This window comes from Massiliimicrobium timonense, assembly GCF_002160865.1.
GTDB lineage: Bacteria > Bacillota_I > Bacilli_A > Erysipelotrichales > Coprobacillaceae > Allocoprobacillus.
The window spans coordinates 16,817-39,142 of record NZ_NFLJ01000018.1 but is presented as its reverse complement, the minus strand read 5'-3'; the positions used below and the strand labels follow the sequence as shown (position 1 = coordinate 39,142).

24 protein-coding genes are annotated in these 22,326 nt (G+C 31.5%); 7 read left to right on the top strand and 17 right to left on the bottom strand.

The window, feature by feature from the left end; genetic code table 11:
• The first annotated feature begins 9 nt into the window (after positions 1–9).
• Positions 10–1,071 carry a flavodoxin-dependent (E)-4-hydroxy-3-methylbut-2-enyl-diphosphate synthase gene (ispG, locus tag B5E75_RS07320; protein ID WP_087358100.1) on the top strand — a complete coding sequence of 354 codons (1,062 nt, stop codon included), beginning with the start codon at positions 10–12 and terminating at the stop codon, positions 1,069–1,071.
• A gap of 569 nt (positions 1,072–1,640) precedes the next feature.
• Here ispG and B5E75_RS07315 read toward each other — a convergent pair.
• The 3 genes from B5E75_RS07315 to tig form a co-directional block, all read right to left on the bottom strand.
• Positions 1,641–2,207: a hypothetical protein gene (locus tag B5E75_RS07315; RefSeq protein WP_087358099.1), complete on the bottom strand. Its 567-nt coding sequence runs from the start codon at positions 2,205–2,207 to the stop codon at positions 1,641–1,643.
• 83 nt (positions 2,208–2,290) lie between these two features.
• Positions 2,291–2,665: a hypothetical protein gene (locus B5E75_RS07310; RefSeq protein ID WP_087358098.1), complete on the bottom strand. Its 375-nt coding sequence runs from the start codon at positions 2,663–2,665 to the stop codon at positions 2,291–2,293.
• 469 nt (positions 2,666–3,134) lie between these two features.
• Positions 3,135–4,088 carry a trigger factor gene (gene tig, locus B5E75_RS07305; RefSeq protein ID WP_087358097.1) on the bottom strand — a complete coding sequence of 318 codons (954 nt, stop codon included), beginning with the start codon at positions 4,086–4,088 and terminating at the stop codon, positions 3,135–3,137.
• Between the two features lie 125 nt (positions 4,089–4,213).
• Between tig and B5E75_RS07300 the strand changes: the two genes are divergently transcribed.
• On the top strand, positions 4,214–4,474 hold the full coding sequence (locus tag B5E75_RS07300) for a hypothetical protein (RefSeq protein ID WP_087358096.1): 261 nt from the start codon (positions 4,214–4,216) through the stop codon (positions 4,472–4,474).
• On the opposite strand, the gene B5E75_RS07295 is transcribed toward B5E75_RS07300, so the two are convergent.
• The gene (locus tag B5E75_RS07295; RefSeq protein ID WP_087358095.1) at positions 4,447–5,310 is read right to left on the bottom strand and encodes a deoxyribonuclease IV; all 864 of its coding nucleotides are present in this window, start codon (positions 5,308–5,310) and stop codon (positions 4,447–4,449) included. The two genes, B5E75_RS07300 and B5E75_RS07295, sit on opposite strands and share 28 nt — an antisense overlap.
• Complete coding sequence (locus B5E75_RS07290) at positions 5,310–6,680, bottom strand: DEAD/DEAH box helicase (RefSeq protein ID WP_087358094.1); 1,371 nt, start codon at positions 6,678–6,680, stop codon at positions 5,310–5,312. The genes B5E75_RS07295 and B5E75_RS07290 overlap by 1 nt, the downstream gene beginning before the upstream one ends.
• A gap of 359 nt (positions 6,681–7,039) precedes the next feature.
• Between B5E75_RS07290 and B5E75_RS07285 the strand changes: the two genes are divergently transcribed.
• Positions 7,040–7,372, top strand: coding sequence for a hypothetical protein (locus B5E75_RS07285; RefSeq protein WP_087358093.1), 333 nt, complete (start codon positions 7,040–7,042; stop codon positions 7,370–7,372).
• Here B5E75_RS07285 and B5E75_RS07280 read toward each other — a convergent pair.
• Together B5E75_RS07280 and B5E75_RS07275 are read right to left on the bottom strand one after the other, a co-directional pair.
• Positions 7,365–8,933 (bottom strand): MutS-related protein, encoded by a 1,569-nt coding sequence (locus B5E75_RS07280; RefSeq protein ID WP_087358092.1) that lies wholly within the window; start codon positions 8,931–8,933, stop codon positions 7,365–7,367. The two genes, B5E75_RS07285 and B5E75_RS07280, sit on opposite strands and share 8 nt — an antisense overlap.
• Before the next feature lie 20 nt (positions 8,934–8,953).
• Positions 8,954–9,556 (bottom strand): MerR family transcriptional regulator, encoded by a 603-nt coding sequence (locus B5E75_RS07275; protein ID WP_087358091.1) that lies wholly within the window; start codon positions 9,554–9,556, stop codon positions 8,954–8,956.
• Positions 9,557–9,636: 80 nt separating this feature from the next.
• On the opposite strand from B5E75_RS07275, the gene B5E75_RS07270 reads away from it, so the two are divergent.
• Positions 9,637–10,548, top strand: a complete 912-nt coding sequence (locus tag B5E75_RS07270; protein ID WP_087358090.1) for a 4-hydroxy-3-methylbut-2-enyl diphosphate reductase — start codon at positions 9,637–9,639, stop codon at positions 10,546–10,548.
• A 21-nt stretch (positions 10,549–10,569) separates the two neighbouring features.
• Here B5E75_RS07270 and B5E75_RS07265 read toward each other — a convergent pair whose 3' ends face one another.
• Positions 10,570–11,913, bottom strand: coding sequence for an MATE family efflux transporter (locus tag B5E75_RS07265; protein ID WP_087358089.1), 1,344 nt, complete (start codon positions 11,911–11,913; stop codon positions 10,570–10,572).
• Between the two features lie 61 nt (positions 11,914–11,974).
• The gene (locus B5E75_RS07260) at positions 11,975–12,244 is read right to left on the bottom strand and encodes a hypothetical protein (RefSeq protein WP_087358088.1); all 270 of its coding nucleotides are present in this window, start codon (positions 12,242–12,244) and stop codon (positions 11,975–11,977) included.
• A gap of 243 nt (positions 12,245–12,487) precedes the next feature.
• Here B5E75_RS07260 and B5E75_RS15055 point away from each other — a divergent pair, with 243 nt between their 5' ends.
• The 3 genes from B5E75_RS15055 to B5E75_RS07250 all read left to right on the top strand — a co-directional run bounded on the left by B5E75_RS15055 (position 12,488) and on the right by B5E75_RS07250 (position 14,655).
• Entirely contained in the window at positions 12,488–12,904 is a 417-nt protein-coding gene (locus B5E75_RS15055) for a DUF6431 domain-containing protein (protein ID WP_353477938.1), read from the top strand.
• 108 nt (positions 12,905–13,012) lie between these two features.
• Positions 13,013–14,422, top strand: a complete 1,410-nt coding sequence (locus tag B5E75_RS07255; RefSeq protein ID WP_143746945.1) for an ISL3 family transposase — start codon at positions 13,013–13,015, stop codon at positions 14,420–14,422.
• A complete protein-coding gene (locus tag B5E75_RS07250; RefSeq protein WP_087358087.1) occupies positions 14,419–14,655 on the top strand; it encodes a hypothetical protein in 237 nt (78 codons plus the stop codon). The genes B5E75_RS07255 and B5E75_RS07250 overlap by 4 nt, the downstream gene beginning before the upstream one ends.
• 78 nt (positions 14,656–14,733) lie before the next feature.
• Here B5E75_RS07250 and B5E75_RS07245 read toward each other — a convergent pair whose 3' ends face one another.
• The 8 genes from B5E75_RS07245 to B5E75_RS07210 all read right to left on the bottom strand — a co-directional run bounded on the left by B5E75_RS07245 (position 14,734) and on the right by B5E75_RS07210 (position 22,280).
• Positions 14,734–15,291, bottom strand: a complete 558-nt coding sequence (locus B5E75_RS07245) for a histidine phosphatase family protein (RefSeq protein ID WP_087358086.1) — start codon at positions 15,289–15,291, stop codon at positions 14,734–14,736.
• Between the two features lie 114 nt (positions 15,292–15,405).
• Entirely contained in the window at positions 15,406–15,663 is a 258-nt protein-coding gene (locus tag B5E75_RS15050; RefSeq protein ID WP_420866393.1) for a DMP19 family protein, read from the bottom strand.
• A 322-nt stretch (positions 15,664–15,985) separates the two neighbouring features.
• Positions 15,986–16,444 (bottom strand): NUDIX hydrolase, encoded by a 459-nt coding sequence (locus B5E75_RS07235; RefSeq protein ID WP_087358084.1) that lies wholly within the window; start codon positions 16,442–16,444, stop codon positions 15,986–15,988.
• Positions 16,445–17,188, bottom strand: coding sequence for a Nif3-like dinuclear metal center hexameric protein (locus B5E75_RS07230; RefSeq protein ID WP_087358083.1), 744 nt, complete (start codon positions 17,186–17,188; stop codon positions 16,445–16,447).
• Positions 17,178–17,861, bottom strand: coding sequence for a tRNA (adenine(22)-N(1))-methyltransferase (locus B5E75_RS07225; protein WP_087358082.1), 684 nt, complete (start codon positions 17,859–17,861; stop codon positions 17,178–17,180). The genes B5E75_RS07230 and B5E75_RS07225 overlap by 11 nt, the downstream gene beginning before the upstream one ends.
• A 1-nt stretch (position 17,862) precedes the next feature.
• Complete coding sequence (gene rpoD / locus B5E75_RS07220) at positions 17,863–19,143, bottom strand: RNA polymerase sigma factor RpoD (RefSeq protein WP_087358081.1); 1,281 nt, start codon at positions 19,141–19,143, stop codon at positions 17,863–17,865.
• An 8-nt stretch (positions 19,144–19,151) separates the two neighbouring features.
• Positions 19,152–20,894, bottom strand: a complete 1,743-nt coding sequence (gene dnaG / locus B5E75_RS07215) for a DNA primase (protein WP_087358080.1) — start codon at positions 20,892–20,894, stop codon at positions 19,152–19,154.
• Positions 20,895–20,909: 15 nt separating this feature from the next.
• A complete protein-coding gene (locus B5E75_RS07210; protein ID WP_087358079.1) occupies positions 20,910–22,280 on the bottom strand; it encodes a glycine--tRNA ligase in 1,371 nt (456 codons plus the stop codon).
• Positions 22,281–22,326 lie beyond the last annotated feature (46 nt).

Here is a 22,326-nt window from a genome sequence, read left to right as displayed (position 1 = left end):
GGTAAGATTATGTTAAGAACACAAACAAGATCATTTCAAGTCGGTCATATCACAATGGGTGGAAATAATCATGTCATTATCCAGTCTATGTGCAATACCAAAACAAAAGATATTCAAGCAACAGTTCAACAGATTCATGCATTAGAAAAAGCAGGTTGTGAAATGGTAAGAGTTGCTATCTTTGATCAAGAAGATGCTTATGCTATTCAAGACATTAAAAAACAAATTCATATCCCATTAATTGCCGATATTCACTTTGATTATCGTTTAGCTTTATTAGCTATTGAAAATGGTATTGATAAAATTCGTATTAATCCGGGTAATATTGGTTCTATGGATAAAATCAAAGCTGTGGTGGAAGCATGTCAAAAACATCATATTCCTATTCGCATTGGTGTCAATGGTGGTTCTTTGGAAAAAGATATTTTAGAAAAATATGGCAAACCAACTGCACAAGGGATGATTGAAAGTGCTCAAAAGCACGTTGATATTTTGGAGTCACTCAATTTTCATGATTATGCGATTTCATTAAAATCATCTAACACTTTACTCACAATAGAAGCTTATACTCTTGCCAGTCAAACTTTTGATTGTCCATTACATATAGGAGTTACGGAAGCAGGAACAAAGCTTGGCGGAACGATTAAATCAAGCTTAGGTATTGGAACATTACTTTATCAGGGAATTGGAAATACAATTCGTGTTTCTTTAAGTGCCGATCCCGTTGAAGAAATCAAAGTTGCCAAAACATTACTCAAAGAATTAGAACTGATTGATCATGTGCCTACACTGGTATCATGCCCAACATGCGGACGTATTCAATACGACCTCATTCCTGTCGCTAATGAAATTGAAGATTTCTTAAATAACATTCATAGCGATATTACGGTTGCGATTATGGGATGTGCTGTCAATGGTCCAGGTGAAGCCAAACATGCAGATATTGGTATTGCTGGTGGTGTTAAAGAAGGACTGCTTATTAAAAAAGGAGAAATTATTAAAAAAGTAAAACAAGAAGATATGGTTTCAGTTTTAAAAGAAGAAATATTAAAAATGGTTGAGAAGCAATGATGAAAAAAATCATTGCTTTTTCTTTGAAACTTTCATCTTGCATTGCTAAAGACATAGCAATAATACTACTTGGATAAAGTACGACTTTAAGCTTATTCTGTTTTATATCGTTATATTCTTTGCAAAGAGGAATATTATTTATTCTAGAAATATAATCCAAAGTCGCTAATAAATAAAAAAATCAGGATACCATTTTTTTCATAATCAATTCTAATCTGATTACTTTCTAAAAGCTCTACAACAAAGTTTGTATCTGTTATTCCTTGAATTTATGACAAACATTACTTTTAAATAACTCAAAATCACATCTTAAAGTATCTTCTATTAAATACTCTACTGTTAAATCCAAAGCTTTAGCTATTTTATAAACAGTTTTAGCACAATAATGTGTAAGTTCTATATTTTGTTTAAAAATATTTTCATTTTAATAAAGATAGATACTATTATTTTTAAAATTTCTTAGTTTGCTATGGATATTTAATTATGATTTGATACACCTTTTTCATTGTCATTAAAAAGCTGTACCTTCGAAAATATACTTTATTTTCGTTGATACAGCTTAATTTATTTTATTGGTTAGAAAATAACACTGATGGATAATATGGTGTATTGCTATCATATTGAAATGTTGCTTTGTATAATTCTTTACATGAATCCAAATCATATTTTCTAATATCTATTTTTCCATCTTCTGAATACATTGTATATATACCATCTTGGTTAGAAATCATTTTATCAATAAATGTATTAACCTCTACGATTTTCATTTTTCTATCATCGAGTTGTATAATACAAATTTTATTACCCGGTTGACTGTGAATGCCAGAAGATACATATAATTTATTTTTAAAAATGGCTATTTCATTAGGAATCATATCTAGTTCTATTTTTTCTAATTGCTCATTGTCTGAATCAAGGATTCCAATTGAATGATTATTATCTGAAGAATTAACAAAGTATAATTTATGATTATGTATTATTGCTTTTGATTGACTATAACCATAATCAGAAATATTGATTTCTTTTATCAAATGAAGATTCAACTCATAAACACATATATATGATTTAATATGTTCTTCATTATTTATGCTCTTAAATACTAATATTTTATCATTATAATCAAGAATTTCAGTCATAATATAATCTTTATCCGTTATTTCTTTTATTATATGACCTTTTTTATCTGATAATGTTAGATATTCTATACCATTACTATTATTTAATGTATATAATCATTTTTAATTATTGCATTTAATATATTAAATTTTGGAACGTCATACGTTTCCAATTTCCCAGTTTTAAAATCTAACGATGTAACTTTTTGTTCATTATTATCAAGATACAATCCATTAGGAACAAGAGTCATTTTACCATCTTTAATCATTGGAATATTCATAGAATCACCTAAAGTCGGCAATTTTTCATTTTGTCTATAAATCTCATTAAGATCATTGTCCAAATAAACAATATCAGAATCTTTTTTCTTTTCAGTTGTTATAATAAATCCAACCTGAAAATCCTTGTCGTATTGTTTATTATGTGTACATCCACATAACATGATAATAGTCATTAAAAATACAAAGTATTTTTTCATATATATCATTCCTCCACATTCATAATTATGCAAATAAATTTGTATATTTTGTGGAGAAAAAGTGAATTTTTTGTGGATATTTAAATATCTCAAAATAATAAACATATCAAACTTTTGTTGCAAAGTAATCATATCATGTAAGATGTCATGAATCTTGCTAAAACTCAATGAATGGTTTATGCTTACGAGAATATATTACAATCATAAATGACAGAATCTTGATTCACCCAAAACTTATAATCATCCGATTTCTGTCATATTAAAGAAGTCAAATATTGACGAATTTCATAAAAATATCTCATCTTTCTACAAATTTATACAGATGATTTCATTTTTTCCTGCCAATGTATCAACAGTCTAACTTTTTTGAAGTCCAATTGTTTGAGAAATAGATTCTATTAAACGATATACACAGAAAATATCATTTTTAAATGAAACTCTTATTAAAAAAGATTGCCCTTAGACAATCTTACTCTACTATAAATTTTGCACTGTTTAAAATCAATTGACTTGCTTGAATACGATTTAAATCACGTCTTAATCCTTCTAAATCAATTTTTTCTAAAATATCTTTTTTATCCATTTGATATTGTTGTGCCATTAAATCAACTTGACGATCAACATCTTCATCACTTGTCATCAAGTTTTCAACTTTAACAATTTCATCAATAATTGCTTCAAAAATAGCTTGTTGTTTTGCAGCTGGCATTAATTGAGCATGTAAAGCATCTTGATCCATTGACATCATTTGAAGATATTGTTCTAAAGCCATTCCTTGTTTTGCTAATTCATTTGTTACATACTGAACATGTTGATCTAAAGCTCTTTGAATATCTTCATCTTCTACTTCTACATCACTATTTTCAATTAATACACCTAAAACTTTATTTTCTTTTTCAGCATTTAAAGCTTGAATATTTTGATTTTCTAAACCTTCACGAATTTTCATCTTCAAATCATCTACTGTTTCCACATCTGGAATTTGTAATGATTTTACAAATTCCTCATCAAGCTGTGCTTTGACTTTTGAAGCAATATGATGAACTGTCACTTGAAAAACAACATCTGCTCCAGCCAAATCTTTTGCCCCATAATTTTCTGGGAAAGTCAGATTTAAATCTCTTGTTTCTCCTTTGGCCATACCAATCATTTGTTCTTCAAAACCAGGAATGAAAGAACCAGAACCAATTTCTAACTGATATCCTTCAGCTGTCCCTCCATCAAAAGCAACGCCATCTTTTAATCCTTTAAAATCAATTGTTGTGACATCACCATTTTCAACTGTTCCATCTTTTTCAACAAGTTGACTTCTTTGTGACAATAACTGTTGAATTTCTCTTTCTACATCTTCTTGATTGACTTGACGTGAAGAAATTGTCACTTCAATCCCTTTATAATTACCTAATTGATTAACTTTACTCATAATCTGAATCCTTTCTTTTAAAAACGTCCATATTCTATCATATTTTTTATCATCACTTCAAGCTTATTTCAAAAAAGTGTTCTTTTTTTCTGGAGTCAACATAGGATATATTTAAGGGGGCAAATATGAGAAATCAAAATAACGAGTATATATCAAGACTACAATTAGATGATTTTCAAGTTCTTTTAAAAGAATTTGATATTGAACTAGACCAATCTACACAACAAAGCATTCTCAATATGATCAAAAACAATCAATATGCTTTAGCACATGAACAATATCATTTTATTCTAGAAAACTATATAAAAAAATTGACAAGTGAATTCACTTGTCAAAAAATATTTGTATTACTCAATAGTTATTTTAAACCACTATTAAATGTCTGATGCATAAACATCTCTATTTCTTCACGATAAGGTGCTTTTCCATCAATATAAGGTGTTTCAAGAATCTTTGGAACATCTTTTAATTTAGGATGATGGACAATTTGATTCAATGTTTCAAATCCGATATAACCATAACCAATATTCTCATGACGATCTTTATGAGCACCACGCTCATTTTTAGAATCATTCACATGAACAACAAGTAAACGATCCAATCCTATCTTCTGATCAAATTCCTCTAAAATATCATCAAAATGTGTCAAATCATAACCCGCATCATGAATATGACATGTATCCAGACAAACACCTAATAATGAACTATGCTTTGTATTTTCAATCATATATTGAATCTGATCAAACGTTCTTCCCATTTCACTGCCTTTACCAGCCATTGTTTCTAAAGCAATATGAACTTTTTGATCTTCACGTAAAACCTCATTTAATCCCTTAACAATCTGCTTTAATCCTGCTTCATCTCCAGCTTTGACATGAGAACCCGGATGCAAAACAAGACGACTGACACCGATTTCTTCACATCGGGCAATTTCTTCTTTTAAAAAGCGCACGGCAAGTTCATATGTTTCAGGTTTAACAGTATTAGCTAGATTAATAATATAAGGTGCATGAACAACCACATCATCAATTGATATATGATGTTCTTTCATATATTCTTTTGCTTCTTCAACACGCAATTGACTAACAGGCTTACGAGCAGTATTTTGTGGTGCTCCAGTATAAAACATAAAAGTATTTGCACCATAAGATACAGCTTCTTTAACAGAACCCAATAACATCTCTTTTCCACTCATGGAAACATGACTTCCAATTTTCAACATTATTGTGCCTCTCTTTCTCTTTTTTCTCTTTGTGCCTGTTTTGCACGTTCTTTTTTCTGTCTTCTGATATCCTGTTTAATAATAGCTCTTTTTTCTTTATGAACCATTTCTTCAATTTGTCTTTTACGTTTCTTCTTATATCCCGGTTTGACTTTCACTGGCTTTCTTACAATAGCTGAAATCTTCTTTTCCAGTTCCGTTTGATGTTTCACACGATTTTTACGTTTTTGACGTTCTTTTGTTTGAACAAATTGTTGTCCCTTTAATTCCTTAACTTCAAAATGAATCCCTTTCTTTTCCAATTCTTCAACAATAGATTGATTAGATGTATCATACATATTATAACATTCACCTGTATATTTTCCTCGACCACAACGACCACTACGATGAATATAAAAATCAAGTTCAGTTGGAAATTCCATATTGATAATATGACTGACTCCATCAATATCAATACCTCTTGCGGCAATATCTGTCGCCACGATATATTGATATTCCATGTTTTGAATACGTCGCATCATTTGACGTCTTTCTCTTGGTTCCAGATTTCCATGAATTTCTCCAACTTTATAACCATCTTCACGTAACTGATGACTAAGTTTCTCAACTTCTTCACGTTTATTGCAGAAAATAATACAAATATAAGGATCAATCACATCAATAAGACGCTTTAACACATCATAACGATCACGATGTTTTGTTGGTAATAAATAGTGGGAAATATTTCGTGATGTAGAAAGATGTTCATCTATTTCAATGATTTTTGGTGCATCCATATATTTTTTAAGGAAAGGTCTTAACATTTGAGGAATGGTTGCTGAAAAGACAAGCATCTGCAAATTGTCTTTCATCTTTCCCAGTACTGCATCAATATCTTCTAAATAACCATATTCTAAAGTCATATCTGCTTCATCAACAACGAATATATCTGCTGTTGTAATCTTTAAAGCCTGTTCATCTAAAGATAAGTCTTTAATTCTACCCGGTGTTCCAATAACTAAATGAGGTTGAACATTTAACTTTGAAATGGTTTTTTGTTTATCTTTCCCACCAATAATTAAAGAAACTCGTAAATCTTTATTAAACTCAATAAATATTTTGGCTTGTTCATAGATTTGTTGTGCCAGTTCTCTTGTTGGTGCAGTAATAACTGCTTGAACACAATCCATTGATGTTTCAATCATATCCATGATAGGTATTAAAAAAGCATGTGTTTTTCCTGTTCCTGTCTGCGAAATACCAATGACATCACGATGTTTATACACAAGAGGAATAACAGCTTTTTGAATTTTTGTTGGTTCTTGAAACTGTAGTTTTTGTAATGTTTCCTTGATAAAAGGTTGAAATTGATACTGTTCAAATAATTTCATATAATATCGCCTCCTTTAAGCCATATGATTATACACTAAAATAAATAAAAATGCAAAAAACTTTGATACAATCTTATCTTTTCTTTAACGAATCTATCAAAGAAAAGATATCAATCATGACAACGCGATTATATACAATATTTCTGCTTTCTTTTCAAATGATATCAACATGTAAAAATGATAATATTATTTCTGTAACATTATTTTGTCTTGTATATTGAATTATTTATATCATGTTAGGCAGTAGTATCAATCTTTTAATTGACAAACTAAAGGTATAAAAAATCATAATTTTCTTTATGAAGACACAAGTATCATCTTTTTTCTTTTGGCATATCTTAACATAGGAGGTGTTCACTATGTATCCACAATATCCACCCTATGATTTTTATCCATATTATCCTATGATGTATCAAAAACCATCTCTTTTACAATCTATGCGATATTCACTTCATCAAATGAATTTAGCTTCAACAATTCAAACTGCTCAAAAAACATTATATACAGCTAATCAACTCATTCCAATCATTCATCAGTTGCAGCCTGTTTTACACAATGCCAAAACAGCTTTTCGTGTTGTCAAAGCTGTGAAAAGTATGCAATTTGATGATATAGATGAAGATATTGATAAAAATGTACATGTGGAAACACAGCCATTTGAAAATATGTATCCAACAAAAAAGCCTAGTTAGGCTTTTTTAAATGACACAATATATCTTGATGATAACCATAAATTTCCAATAATGCGATAGCGTTCCCTACTGTACAACGTCCTTTATGAATTTTATAGTCACAAGACAGCTGTTGATTGATAATTGCATCACGGAAACAGTATTGATCAATATCTTGAAATTTTTCAACTAATGATAAATCATGGGTTGTTACCAAAACAATGGATGATGATTGAAATAAATAATTTAAAATAGCCTGTGAAATCATGACACGTTCTGTTTCATTTGTTCCCCTTAGTATTTCATCAATAAAAATAAGACAATCTTTCACTTTCACATCATCAATCATCGTTTTTAATGTTTTAATTTCTTTGACATAATAACTATCTCCTGATGTTAAATCATCCTTCATATGGATAGCACTATGAATCGTAAAATCATAACATATCCATTCATCAGCAAAACAAGTATGTAAAGTTTTTGCCATAACCATGTTGACACCTATCACTTTTAAAAACGTTGATTTCCCCGAAGCATTTGAGCCTGTAATCATGCATGAATGAGATGTTGTAAAACTATTTTTCACAGGATTTTTAATCAATGGATGATATGCTTCGACAAACGATATTTTTTTCTCATCAACAAATACTGGTAAACATGTCTGTTCATGTTCACGTAACAACAAGACACTTAAAGCTAAATCAGCGATACCAATATACTCATAAATCAACATCATATGTTTTTCTATATCTTGGCGATGTTTTAAAAGCGTAAAATACTGGTGTAAAGATATAAAAAGAAAACTTTGGATAGTTTGGGTGAAATAAAAGACATCAATTTTTGAAACTTTAGAAATCATGCGTGTCAAAAAAGTATATCTTTTTTCTTTTTTTATAAAACAAAGGGCATCTTGAATGATAGACTCTGGAAAAACATGATGATTGATAAGACGTGAAAATGTTTCAACCATACAACAATAACTCATGGTTTCACTCATTATTGTTTGTATACGCTGACTAAAATAAGTATGTAAAGCAACCATTATCCCAAGATATAAAGAAAAAGGGAGCCAAATATTGTGACCAAACACAAAAAATGCTAAAAGAAATAAAAGTGGACCAAAACTTAAAACTTGAATCAATCTTTTTTCCCATAATGTAAAAACATCATGATGATCAAACAATCCTAAACAACGATCATATTCTTTGCTTAACTGATATAATTCATATAAAGTATGTGATAAAATCTTTTGATCTTTATAACGTTCAATCATAGTTTCTAAAAGCTGATATTCATATTTTCCTGAAACCATACGTCCATACATATATTCTCTACCAATATTCGTATAAGTATAATCACATTTTTGTAAAACTTGGCACAACTGAAAATCATCAATTTCTTGTTGTGTCAAAGCATATTGATTCAGTTTTTTCGCATATTCCTGATTCCACTCTACATCATTTTTTGCCATCTGATAACGGAAAAGATGCAATAATCTTTGATGCATCCAAAGATTCCATAACCCTTTTAAAATCATAACACTTAAAATCATCAAAATAACAACTGTCCAAAAAATCCACATATCATTTCACCTCATCTTAATTATATATCCCTGCCCTTAGGGTAAAGCAACTCCTTTTTATACTTTTGATAGATTTCATATAAAAGCAATCTCAATCTAGAAGAAAAGTGGATTGCTAAAATCAAAAGTATAGCGAAAGAAGCAAAAAGAGATAAAAAAGAATCATCAACAAATAAAAATAAAGCATAAATCAAAAGTGATAACCCCACCACTATTTTTTCAAAGGGGAGAATTGTTTGGGTAGAAGAATTGATTTCTTTCAATTGCTTAGCTTGTTCTAAGTGATGACTTAAATATTCTAATGACTGTTTTTGCATGAGATTTTCTTTGACCTCATCAATATATTGTAAAGATGTTTCCATCTCAAAAATCTTTTTTTCATATTCTTCTTTTTTAAAATCAAAGATATCATATTGATGATGAAAAAGGATATCTTTGATTTGAGAAATAGAAAAATCAAGTTGTCTTAAACATTTAATCTGTATTAATCTTTCAATATCTTTGTCTTGATAAACACGATAACCATATTGATCTTTTTGAGACTGAATTAATCCTTTTTGTTCATAAAGCATTATTGCTTTTTTAGATAAATTGAGTTGTTGAGAAACTTGTTGTATATGCATTTTTATCACCTCATTCCATTATATAAAGATTTCTTCATCATCACAAGAAATTATGTTACAATGTTGATGAGGTGAAAAACATGCAAGTGAAAGCAATTACGCCTAGAGGTTACTGCAAAGGCGTTGTTCGTGCCATCCAAATGGCTAAAAATGCTCAAAATGAAAAACAACCTATCTATATTTTAGGTATGATTGTTCATAACCAATATATTGTTGATGCACTAAAGAAAAGAGGTATTCAAACAATTGATATCCCTCATTTGACACGTCTAGAACTTTTAGATCATGTCCATGAAGGTACTGTTATTATTACCGCTCATGGAGCAAGTGAAAAGGTTTTTCAAAAAGCCAAAGAAAAAGGTTTAAATATTATTGATGCATCATGTTTAGACGTCATTAAAACGCATGATTTGATAAAAGCAAGACTTGATGAAGGATATGAAATCTTATATATTGGAAAAAAAGGTCATCCTGAAGCCGAAGGAGCTATTTCTATTAATGAGAAAAAAGTGCATCTTATCACAAAGAAAGAAGATTTACAGAAGATACCTGCCAATCAAAAATATGTCATAACCAATCAGACAACAATGTCATTATATGATGTCTATGATTTATGTGAATATGCCAAAACCATTCTTCCTCATGTCCAGATTGAAAAAGAAACTTGTAAAGCAACACAAATTAGACAGGAAGCGATTAAGAATATGGATGAGGATATTGATATTGTTTTTATTGTTGGTGATCCTCATTCTAACAATACACAAAAACTGGCAAGTATTGCCAGTCAAAACAAAGAAGTTCATATGATTGAATGTCTGGATGATTTGAATATTGAATGGTTAAAAGGCAAAAAAAAGGCTGCTGTATCATCAGGAGCATCAACACCAACCTATCTGACTAATCAGGTCATTGATTTTTTAAAACAGTTTGATGAATCGAACTCTCAGACTTTTGATAAGCAACCTATTGACTTTACAAAAATTCTTGATTAAATGCATGGAAACATGCATTTTTTATTGTTCAGGTAACCATTTGACTTTGTGATAATAAATCATAAACATAATAGCTGCACTGATCCATGTGACAGGCCATCCAAAGAATACAAAAAACACATCATTTGTTATAGAGGTGATAATGGCTAAATAAATTTGACGTAATATCACAAAGTTAAAAACCATAATATACATTGGAATTGATGATTTTCCTGCTCCTCTTAAAACACCATTATAAATTTGGACAATTGGTAAAACAATATAACAAGTGATAAAGGCAAATAACATCTTCCATCCTGCCTCAACAACAGCTGGATCACTATTAAAAATACTAATAACGTTTTTACCAAAGAAGAATAAGAAAATAGCCATCGCTCCAACAACTGCAAATGTCATCCACAATGCAATCTTTGAACCACGTTTGACACGATCAAAACGTTTAGCACCAATATTTTGTCCAACAAATGTTGTAATCGCCATATTGAAACTTTGTAAAGGTAAATTCACAAAACCATCAATACGAATAGTTGCTGAATATCCTGCGACAACATCTGAACCAAAGGCATTGACATAGGATTGAACCACAACATTGGATAAAGACACAATACTTTGTTGTAATGCGGTTGGTAAACCAATAGTGATAATACGTTTTAAAATAGGTAAGTGAAAACGTATATCTTTGACTTTTAAAGCATAAACTTCATCACTTTTCATCAAAACAATACAAACAAGCAATGCACTTAATGCTTGAGAAATATCTGTCGCAATGGCTGCTCCGGCAACACCCATATGAAAGACTCTTACAAATAATAAATCTAAAACAATATTTGTTAAACAGGCAACAACTAAAAAATAAAGTGGTCTTTTGGAATCACCGATTGCACGTAAGACTCCAGCTCCCATATTATAAATCAATGCAAAAGTTATACCTCCAAAATAAATCGTTAAATATGTGGATGATTCTGGAAAAACATCAGCAGGTATACCAATGAGATGTAAAAGTGGATTTGTCAAAAGTACACCTAATATCGTTAAAAATATAGCCATCACGAGGGTTAAAGCTGCTGAACTGTGAATTGACTGCTTTAATCTTTTTTTATCGTTAGCACCATAATATTGTGCAATAACAACACCTGCTCCTGTTGCTAGACCCATAAAGAAACCAATTAACATATTGGTAATGGGTGAAGATGCCCCCACAGCAGCTAATGCCTGTTTAGAAACATAATTTCCTACAACATATGCATCAACGGTATTGTATAATTGTTGAAATAAATTTCCTATCAACAAAGGAATAGAAAACCAGAATATAGATTTTGCTATACTCCCATAAATTAAATCTGTAGATTTTCGACTCTGATCCATCCTTTTCTCCCCTTTCCCTATACAATCAATTATTGTACTCCTGTTTTTTATTTTTACAATACTATAAATCTACAAAATCTATGGTTCTTAAAGAATTTATATTTTGGATAAGAGCTTGTTGCATTTCTATTTCAACACTATATGGATAAGATGATTGATGTGCTTCTAATTTTTGATCAATCATTAAAGCTTCTTTTTCATGATGTTCAATCCATCTTTCATAAATAGATAAAGTGCGTAATCCCACTAAATAAGACTGTATATTTTTTTGAAAATCAATACTTAATGATTGATATAATGGAATCGCTTTTGAATCATTACCAAAAATCATTTCACAATAAAAAGCACTTCTAAGAGTGCTTCATTTCTTAAAGATAGTCTAAGAAGTCACGGGGTTTCCCAAAACGAATAAGTTTTACGGGAAATCTCTTTTTTTGTTTTCTCTTATGCTGGTTTAAAATCACGGGAAATTCTATAATGGTATTATCAGGATATATCTTCTGAAATCTATAGAAAGAAAAAAAGATGAAACCCTCCCGACCAAAGTTGAGTCTCATCTTGTCCTAACGACAATATGATAATATTAAAAACCAGCAGAAAAATCAATACCATTAATCAAAAAAATTATTCCAATGTTATCTTTTCACTGGATTTGTCTCTTCTGTCATGTCCAAAATGCTCTCATAGAGGCTTGTCTGTTCATGGCTACTATAAAAGAAACTTCAAGGACAGCTCCATCAACATCCAGAGAGTCATATGCCCTCATTGCGGCAAAACTCATGCGCTGCTTCTTTTTCCCATGATTCCTTTCCTATCTGCTGTCTCCTTCGATGATATTGTTTCCATTCTTTCTGATTCAACAGATCATCTTATTATCGAACTGTCTCACATATACTATTTCATCGTTAAGCTTGGCAACTGCCCAATAGATGAACTGCTCATCTATAAGAAATTTTCCAGAAAACTGTATTTCTCTTTTCAAACCACATGACCTTTATGTCTTTCTGCTTCCATTTCCTCTATCATGAAGATGTAGAAAAAGAAAGGACGGGATGTTTTATGAAATTACAGATTCTATTGGCTTTGGATGGTGATGACGATGTGTGATAATACCACGACCATGTCCAGCTGCATCATTTCCCAGAATGATTTCCTTGTTTTCTTCAATATCGAGGACAAGGATATCGAAACATTCGATATCCATCATCAAAAGGATGGTATCTATATTGATGTGACACTGAAGAAGAAGCCCCACCAGTGTCCTGTCTGCCTCAACATGACAGACAGAGTCAAGGACTATAGTGTCAAGCATATCAACCATTCCATACTGACAAACAAGAAATGCATCATCAATTACAGAGCTCGCAGATATAGATGTCCAAAATGCCATAAGACATTTATGGAGTCCAATCCCTTTACCGTTGCTGGCTCAAGAATCTCTCTGGCGACTGTATATAATATCCTGGAGGATTTGAGAAAGCCAAACATGACATTCAGGGATGTGGCCGAACGATACCACATATCCCAGACAACAGCTGCACATGTATTTGACTCATTTGTCTCCATATCAAGAAGACCTCTGCCTGAGTATCTGCTGATAGATGAGGTCTATGCATTCAAGTCTGCTCACAGTAAGTACGTATGCGTTCTTGTCGACTTCGAAACACAAAATATAGTCGATGTCCTTCCGTCAAGAAGAAAGCAAACACTCATGGATTATTTCTTCTCCATTCCTCTTGAGGAAAGGAAGAATGTCAAAATTGTTTCCTTTGACATGTGGGAAACATACAGAATCGTATCGAAAATCATGTTTCCAAATGCAATATGTGCAACCGACCATTTTCATGTGAAGCAGGAATTTGGAAGAAAAATTGACAGAGTGAGAATCGATGTCATGAATAAGTATTATTCCAGAAAAAAATATCTTGAGAAGAAAAAAGAAAAAACCAAGACTGAAAAGCTTGAGTTAAAGGAAGCATCCAAGCATTACTATGCATTAAAGAAATGCAACTGGATGTTCTTCTCCAATGACAATAGAATATTCGACCCTAACGAAAAGAAGATATACAATCATACCCTTGAGGGGTATTACAACTATTATGATATCCTTGAGTTCATGGTCAGACATGACTCTGTACTGGATCTAGCCTATGATCTTAAATATGAGCTGGATGAATTTTACAGCAGATCCAATGAAAAAAACGCATTGAAGAACATAGAAGAGCTGATCATATCCTTCAGGAATTCCCAGATCAAGGAAATGATGGATTTTGGGAATACACTGGTCAAATGGAAATATGAGATTGTGAATTCATTTGTGCCGGCAAATGGAAGACGCATATCAAACGGCCTGATTGAAAACAGAAACAAATCCATCAAGCTGCTGAAACACAGTTCAAACGGATACCTCAACTGGCATCGTTTCAAGACAAGAATCATGTACAGTCTCAATAAAGACTCAACATATCACCTGTATCCAATCAAAAACAAGGGGGATTTTACAGAATGATGACAAGAAAAAAGATTTATACACTGATTGTGGACAATCATGATGTAAGCATTATCAGCAGACAACGTCTGCTGGAAGACATACTATACAGACTCAATATGATATACGAATATGCAGATGAACTGGATGACTTGACTCAGGAAATCAATCTGAAGTTAGATAAACTGATAGAAAAAGCAGAAAAAAAGAACCATGACCCATCATCAGATCATGATTCTCCTATACAGTTTTAAAATTGTGGGAAGAACAGCCTTCCCACAATTTCTTATAATCCAAAACCCCACAACCCCGTGTTATTTTAGATTACCTTCTTAAATATTCAGCATTTCAACAAATGTAAATTGACCTTGATCATAATGAAAATGTAAAATACTACAATTCCCTAATTTTTGACCATTCAATAATTGTTCAGGTTTCCCTAAATGTGATAAAAAACAGCGACAAGCTCCAGCATGTGATACAGCTAAAACAGTTTGACATGCATCCTGTTCCATAATATCCTTTAGCGTTGTTACCATTCTTTCCATAACCTGTAATCTTGTTTCTCCTCCATAAATAGGAAAGAAATCATCATATTTATCAACAGGAGGATTTAAATCTTCACTTTCACCTTCAAACACACCAAAATATCTTTCTTTAATTCCCTTTAATCTTTGATAAGGTTGATGAGTCACAAGTTCAAGTGTATCACAACATCTTTCAGCCGTAGAGCTATAACAATGATCAAAATGAATATCTTTTAATAATTCTCTTGCTTTTTTAGCTTGTTCTATACCCTTTTTAGTTAATGGAGAATCACACCATCCCTGTATCTTTCTTCTTTGATTAAATAATGTTTCACCATGCCTCATTAAATATAAATCTTTCATATTCCATACCTCCATAAATATTATAGATGAAACCTTGACCACACTCAAGACAAACGACACTATAAAGAAAAACACTCCTAAGAGTGTTAAAATTCAAATTGTTATTTCATCAATTCATTTTTCTATAAATTCATCTTTATATTCTTGAAGATATTGAATAAGAAAATGATAACATTCTTCTTCTACATCATTGTAGTAGTACGCATCTATTTTATTTAACTGCTCAGACATTTTCGAGTCACTATACATTTCTACAATCTCACGAGGATAAATCTCCTGTGCGTTCTTTAAGTATTGATAGCTATCATTCAACTTTAAAGTTTGTAAAGTATGAAGTGTAGATTCAACAAATTCATAACCATTATAAAAAATTGTTCAATACCACCATTCCCTGTTTCTCCAAGAAAATGAAACATCAGCCAAAAATTCCTTTGATATTCATTTAACCGATCCAAATCATAGCCATAATCACAAAGTTCAGATATTCTTAACCAGACTTGATCTACCGATTCTTCAGTCATATTCTGATTGAAAATATCTTCTAATGGTTCTTTTGATTCTTAAATTCCACGAAAAATATCTGTGGCTATTTCTTTTTCTAATGGTGAAATTTTTTGACTTGACAAATAAAAATAAGCAATGATAAAAAAAAGGCAGCAATCAAACCAATCATTATTTTCTTCATCTTTAAACCTTAATAACAGCTTTCCTGATATTCTATAACATGATCATTTTGATAATAAATTTTAGCACTATGAAAACGATCATCTTGAATCCATTCAAAGAAATGATAATCTCCTTCCCACATTGGTAAATGAGGAATTTTCTCATTATCAACCCATTGAAGATCACCTTCATCACACTCATGAAGTTCGCCACTAAATTCAGAACACGTATAAACAAACATGCCCTCATCTTGTCCATGATACAATTGTGGAAACACAACAAAGCCATGAAGCTGAAGCTTTAGCGCAGTTAAACCCGTTTCTTCATAAATTTCTCTTTTCATACATTCTTCCACGCTTTCACCAGCCTCAAATTTACCACCAACACCTATCCATTTTCCACCATTAATATCATTTTCTTTTTTATTACGATGAAGCATTAATGTCTGATTTCCTTTTTGGATATAGCACATTGTTGTTAAAATCATTTAACGGTAGTGATAATAATCAGGAGAACTTCCCTCTATTATCTCTACATTCACTTCCTTTTCTAAAACTTCTTTTAATTTTTTAACCATTATTTTTTCAGCATGATGATGAATATCAACGAGTAAAAGATGATAATCAATCGCATTTTTCGCATGGCGATATTTTGTATCACCTGTTAAATAAGCATCCACTTTTCCATAGAACTGATGCATAAAATCAGCTCCACTGCCACCACATATGGCTATGCGCGATACTTGATCTACCTGCCCAGCATATTGAAAATGCTCTAAATGATATGTATCTTGAACATGATCAAGGAATTCATTCATAGCCATTGGTTGATTCAATGTGGCTATACGTGTAATCTGATCTTCTCCACGTTTGATATCATGAACCCCTAATGCTTCAATCAACCACTGATTCATGGATACATTATCTAAAGCTGTATGTGAACTATACACAACAATATGATGTTCAATCGCTTTAAAAATAAATGCACCCATAAAATCATCCTGATCAATATTCACAATAGGATCTAATAAAAATGGATGATGTGTGATTAACATTTGACACCCTTTTTCAATGGCTTCATTGATTGTCTGTAAATCGGCATTTAAAGCAATCATTAACTTTGAAACTTCTGTGTCTTGATCACCAATCTGCAATCCACATTTATCCCATTCTTCCTGTAATTCTAAAGGATAATGTTTTTCCATGATTTCTATAATCTGTTTAGCTTTCATTGATTTCACCTTCTATCATTTCAATCATATGTGATACTTCCTGATAACGAGGATGTGTCGGTTCTAAAGAAGTCAATATATTTTGATGAATTTCTAATTGTCTTTGCCATTTTTGATAAAATAAAGCATTTTTCTTTTGTCTTAAACATGGTCCAAAATAGAAATCATTTTCGTTATAGGATAATGTTTTTGTTGTCTTTTGACATACAATAATTTCATAGATATGATGAGCATCTTTCACAATATCTTCATCAAGAATTTCAAAATGATGTAAAGACAGATACTCACGTAAAACTTCCAAACCAACATTCGCCTGTAGGAATAATCGCTGATCTTTTATATAATCAGGATATTCATTGAGAATATCAACAATCAGTTTACCTCCCATACCACATAAACTGATCATATCTACTTTTTTATCAAGAAGTGGCTGTATTCCACTTCCTAATAATGGAATAACCTTATTTTCTAGATGATAACTTTGAATCGTTTCTATAGATGCCTGTATCGGTCCTTTTGCAATATCACAGGCATAAGCCTTTGAAAAGTCATGCTGACTTACCAAATAACAAGGTAAATAAGCATGATCTGTTCCAATATCCCCTAAAATATGTCCATGTTTATATTTGATAATCAAGTCCGCAATGGCTTGTAATCTTTTTGATAGTTTCATATTAACGATCTAAGAAATCCTTTAAACGTTTTGAACGTGATGGATGTTTTAACTTTCTTAAAGCTTTCGCTTCAATCTGACGAATACGTTCACGTGTGACATTAAATTCTTTTCCAACTTCCTCTAATGTTCTGGTACGTCCATCATCAAGACCAAAACGTAAACGTAATACTTTTTCTTCACGATCTGTTAATTCTAATAAGACTTCATTTAATTCATCTTTTAATAATTCATTGGCTGCATAATCATCTGGTGACATAGCCCCTTCATCTTCAATAAAATCACCTAAATGAGAGTCATCTTCTTCACCAATAGGTGTTTCTAAAGATACAGGTTCTAATGATATCTTTTGAATTTCACGTACTTTCTCAGGTGTCATGCCATCCATTTTTTCTGAAATTTCTTCAGCTGAAGGTTCACGACCAAGTTCTTGAATCAACTGTCTTTGAACTCTTGTCAGTTTATTAATCGTTTCTACCATATGTACGGGAATACGAATTGTTCTGGCTTGATCAGCAATTGCACGTGTAATAGCCTGACGAATCCACCAAGTTGCATAAGTAGAGAATTTAAATCCTTTCGTATAATCAAATTTTTCAACAGCTTTAATAAGCCCCATATTTCCTTCTTGAATCAAATCAAGGAACAACATTCCTCTACCCACATATCTTTTCGCAATAGAAACAACTAGACGTAAATTGGCTGCTGCCAATTTCTTTTTCGCATCTTCATCACCATCTAAAATACGTTTTGCTAATGAAATTTCTTCATCATGACTCAATAATTCCACACGTCCAATTTCTTTTAAATACATTTTGACTGGATCATTAATTTTCACATTGCTTCCTAATTGATTAGAGTCATCTTCTTCCTCATTATTATACATATTAACAGTATCCCCTGTTAACATATCAAAATCTCCACCAAAATCTAAATCATTGACATCATTATCAATATCAGAATCCAAATCATCTAAATTATCCAAATCATCTAAACCTTCTAAAGCTTCCAGATCATCCAAATCACTTGTCATACCACTCATAAGCTGTTCATCATCAAGATCATCTAAAGCATCAAAACCATCTTCAATTAAAATATCATTATCTGTAATGAAAGCAAGTAAATCTTCTGCTGATTCATCATCTAAATCATATTTTGTTAAAAAGGCATCCAAATCATCCTGTGATAACTTTCCACCCATTGCTTCAGCTGTTTCTTTGATTAAATTTTTTAAATCATCCAATGTAACAGGTGTTGCTTTCTTCTTCATATCTTTTTTCATATTCCTTTTTAGTGACCTCCTAATTTTACAATTTCATTTAATATTTGAGCCTTTTGTTGAGGATCCAAAATATAACGAAATTGTTCTAATAACTGTTCTTTTTTCATTCTTTTTGCATTCTGTTCTATCATTTGAATATAGTCATCTATAGCTTGTTCCTCATATTTTGCAGGTAACGGTGATTGAGAAATCTCTATCACAGTTTGTATCAATTCTTCTTTTTGTATACTATTAATAAAATCAGCAATCTCTAATTGATTATGATGACGATAATAGTCAATAATATAAGAAGCAATGATACGATATCGATCATTGTACATAAATCCAGCTTTTGCTTCATATTTTAAAGCTACGCTTTTATGATTTAACATATAAAACAACAAATCATGTTCAGCTTGTTGATATTTATCTTTTAAATGAACTACCTTTTTTTTAGGAACATTGACTTCATGATGAAATTGAGGTTGTAGACCATTGATTTGTTGATGAATCAAATCAACAGAAAAACCTGATTGTTTCGATAAAACATGAATATAATAATCTTGATCTATAGGATCATGAATTTTCGCAATTTCATAACACATTTTTTCTAAGTAATTTTTACGATCATCATAGTTCTGTGAATCAATTTTCTGATATTCAAAATCCATTAAAAACTCTATTGGTTTTAAAATCTTTTTAAGTGCTTCATGTAATCCCTCTTGACCATGTTCTTCATAAATTTCATCGGGATCATGTCCATCTGGTAAAACAACAATGGAAACTTGAAATCCAGCTTCTTCCAGTTCTCTGGCTGCTTTACCCATTGCTGCCTGTCCTGCCTGATCTCCATCCAGACAAAGACGAACATGATGCGTTAAACGACGTAAAGCTTGAATATGACCTTTTGTTAAAGCGGTTCCCATAATCGCCACTGTATTTTCAATACCTGCTTTATACATCGCAATAACATCCATAAATCCTTCCAGCAAATAAATAAACCCTGCTTCTTTAACAGCTTCTTTACATTGGTGATAATGATATAAAACCTGCCCTTTGATAAAGATATCTGATTCGGGCGAATTCATATATTTGCTTTCAGTCTGTGTTGGTTTATAAATACGACCACTAAAGCCAACCACCTGTCCTTGCTGATTATAGAGGGGAAACATAATACGATCTTGAAAACGATCAAAATGCTGATAGGATTCTACAATCAAACCAGATTTAACCATATCTATTTCTTGAAAACCTAGTTTTTCAAAAGCTTGATATAATGTTGACTGTAAAGGAGCATAACCAATTTGAAACTCCTTTATTAATTCATCAGAGAAATGACGTTTCATTAAATATGTTTTGGCTTCAAGCCCAAGTTTTGTATTCAAATAATAACTATAAATTTTCTGTGCCTCCTCGTGCATTTGATAGAGTGTGGCATTTTCTTTAGAAATCGGTCTTGTTTCGACATCTAAATGATAATCACTCAAATCAATATGACCCATTTCGGCAACTTTCTTCACGGCTTCTATGTATGATATTTTCAAATATTTCTGTAAGAAGGTAAAAACATTACCCCCTGTTCCACAAACAAAACACATAAAAATCTGTTTATCTGGTGAAATCGACATAGAAGGATTTTTATCGTCATGAAAAGGGCATAATGCCACGTAGTTTCTTCCCTTTTTTTGTAAAGAAAGATATTCGCCAATCACATCAACAATATCAACACTTTGTCTAATTTCATTAATTTTCTCTTGTGATAGACGTGCCATATATGCCCTCCTTCATTAAAAACGAATCTTTTTTGCAATATAGTCAACCAATTCATCAATTGGTAAACGAATCTGTTCCATTGTATCACGATCTCTTAATGTGACAGACTGATCATTTTCACTATCAAAATCAACAGTTACACAATAAGGTGTTCCAATCGCATCTTGACGACGATAACGTTTTCCAATTTGTCCAGCCACATCATATTCCACATTAAATTCTTTAGCTAAAAGCTGATAAACTTCTGTTGCTTTTGCACTCTGTTTTTTTGTTAGTGGTAAAACAGCCACTTTCACAGGTGCCACAGCTGGATGAAAATGCATAACTAAACGTGTTTCTTTTTCTAATTGTTCTTCTTCATAGGCATCTGCTAAAACAGACAAGAATAAACGATCTGCTCCTACTGATGGTTCAATAACATATGGTAAGTATTTCTGATTCGTTTCAGGATCTAAATATTCAAGATTCTTTTTAGAATATTCCTGATGTCTTCCTAAATCATAATCTGTACGATCAGCAATTCCCCATAATTCACCCCATCCAAATGGATATAAATATTCAATATCACTTGTTGCTTTAGAATAGAATGATAATTCTTCCTGTTCATGATCTCTAAATCGTAAATGATCCTTATTTAAACCTAAATCCAACAAAAATTGCATACATTGTTCTTTCCAATAATGGAACCATTCTAAATCCGTATCTGGTTTTGTAAAGAATTCTAATTCCATCTGTTCAAATTCTCTTGTTCTAAAGATGAAATTACCTGGTGTAATTTCATTTCTAAAAGATTTTCCAATTTGCCCTATTCCAAAAGGCACTTTTTTACGTGAAGTTCTTTGAATATTTTTAAAATTGACAAAAATTCCCTGAGCTGTTTCTGGTCGCAAATAAACAACACTTTTTGCATCCTTGACAACACCCATATATGTTTTAAACATCAATTCAAACTCACGAATATCTGTAAAATCTTCACTTCCACAATCTGGACATTGAATATGATGTTCTCTAATAAATGACATCATTTTTTCTGGTGACCATCCATCACTATGAATGTCAGGATCATAATCTTCAATTAATTTATCAGCACGATGTCTTGTTTTACATTGTTTACAGTCAATCAATGGATCACTAAATCCACCCACATGACCACTGGCTTCCCAGACACGTGGATTCATAAAAATAGCCGAATCCAATCCCACGTTATATGGTGACTCTTGAATAAAACGTTTCCACCATAATTTTTTGATATTATTTTTCATTTCAACACCTAAAGGACCATAATCCCAAGTGTTTGCAAGTCCATCATAAATCTCTGATCCCTGATAGACAAAACCTGAATTTTTCGCATGAGCAATTAATTTATCCATATCTTTATTTGCCATATTTATACCCCTTTTATCTCATTTTATACCTATATAAAATAGGAAA

What these genes read in the sequence shown, in the direction of transcription:
- tig (WP_087358097.1), bottom strand. Translation starts at nt 4,088, where the DNA reads ATGAGTAAAGTTAATCAATTAGGTAATTATAAAGGGATTGAAGTGACA.
- B5E75_RS07300 (WP_087358096.1), top strand. Translation starts at nt 4,214, where the DNA reads ATGAGAAATCAAAATAACGAGTATATATCAAGACTACAATTAGATGAT.
- B5E75_RS07250 (WP_087358087.1), top strand. Translation starts at nt 14,419, where the DNA reads ATGATGACAAGAAAAAAGATTTATACACTGATTGTGGACAATCATGAT.
- B5E75_RS07210 (WP_087358079.1), bottom strand. Translation starts at nt 22,280, where the DNA reads ATGGCAAATAAAGATATGGATAAATTAATTGCTCATGCGAAAAATTCA.
- B5E75_RS07260 (WP_087358088.1), bottom strand. Translation starts at nt 12,244, where the DNA reads ATGATTTTTGGTAATGATTCAAAAGCGATTCCATTATATCAATCATTA.
- B5E75_RS07275 (WP_087358091.1), bottom strand. Translation starts at nt 9,556, where the DNA reads ATGCATATACAACAAGTTTCTCAACAACTCAATTTATCTAAAAAAGCA.
- B5E75_RS07230 (WP_087358083.1), bottom strand. Translation starts at nt 17,188, where the DNA reads ATGAAAGCTAAACAGATTATAGAAATCATGGAAAAACATTATCCTTTA.
- B5E75_RS07310 (WP_087358098.1), bottom strand. Translation starts at nt 2,665, where the DNA reads ATGAAAAAATACTTTGTATTTTTAATGACTATTATCATGTTATGTGGA.
- rpoD (WP_087358081.1), bottom strand. Translation starts at nt 19,143, where the DNA reads ATGAAAAAAGATATGAAGAAGAAAGCAACACCTGTTACATTGGATGAT.
- B5E75_RS07265 (WP_087358089.1), bottom strand. Translation starts at nt 11,913, where the DNA reads ATGGATCAGAGTCGAAAATCTACAGATTTAATTTATGGGAGTATAGCA.
- B5E75_RS07285 (WP_087358093.1), top strand. Translation starts at nt 7,040, where the DNA reads ATGTATCCACAATATCCACCCTATGATTTTTATCCATATTATCCTATG.
- dnaG (WP_087358080.1), bottom strand. Translation starts at nt 20,894, where the DNA reads ATGGCACGTCTATCACAAGAGAAAATTAATGAAATTAGACAAAGTGTT.
- ispG (WP_087358100.1), top strand. Translation starts at nt 10, where the DNA reads ATGTTAAGAACACAAACAAGATCATTTCAAGTCGGTCATATCACAATG.
- B5E75_RS15055 (WP_353477938.1), top strand. Translation starts at nt 12,488, where the DNA reads ATGATAATATTAAAAACCAGCAGAAAAATCAATACCATTAATCAAAAA.
- B5E75_RS07245 (WP_087358086.1), bottom strand. Translation starts at nt 15,291, where the DNA reads ATGAAAGATTTATATTTAATGAGGCATGGTGAAACATTATTTAATCAA.
- B5E75_RS07315 (WP_087358099.1), bottom strand. Translation starts at nt 2,207, where the DNA reads ATGACTGAAATTCTTGATTATAATGATAAAATATTAGTATTTAAGAGC.
- B5E75_RS07255 (WP_143746945.1), top strand. Translation starts at nt 13,013, where the DNA reads ATGTGTGATAATACCACGACCATGTCCAGCTGCATCATTTCCCAGAAT.
- B5E75_RS07290 (WP_087358094.1), bottom strand. Translation starts at nt 6,680, where the DNA reads ATGAAATTATTTGAACAGTATCAATTTCAACCTTTTATCAAGGAAACA.
- B5E75_RS07295 (WP_087358095.1), bottom strand. Translation starts at nt 5,310, where the DNA reads ATGTTGAAAATTGGAAGTCATGTTTCCATGAGTGGAAAAGAGATGTTA.
- B5E75_RS07235 (WP_087358084.1), bottom strand. Translation starts at nt 16,444, where the DNA reads ATGATTTTAACAACAATGTGCTATATCCAAAAAGGAAATCAGACATTA.
- B5E75_RS07270 (WP_087358090.1), top strand. Translation starts at nt 9,637, where the DNA reads ATGCAAGTGAAAGCAATTACGCCTAGAGGTTACTGCAAAGGCGTTGTT.
- B5E75_RS07280 (WP_087358092.1), bottom strand. Translation starts at nt 8,933, where the DNA reads ATGTGGATTTTTTGGACAGTTGTTATTTTGATGATTTTAAGTGTTATG.
- B5E75_RS07225 (WP_087358082.1), bottom strand. Translation starts at nt 17,861, where the DNA reads ATGAAACTATCAAAAAGATTACAAGCCATTGCGGACTTGATTATCAAA.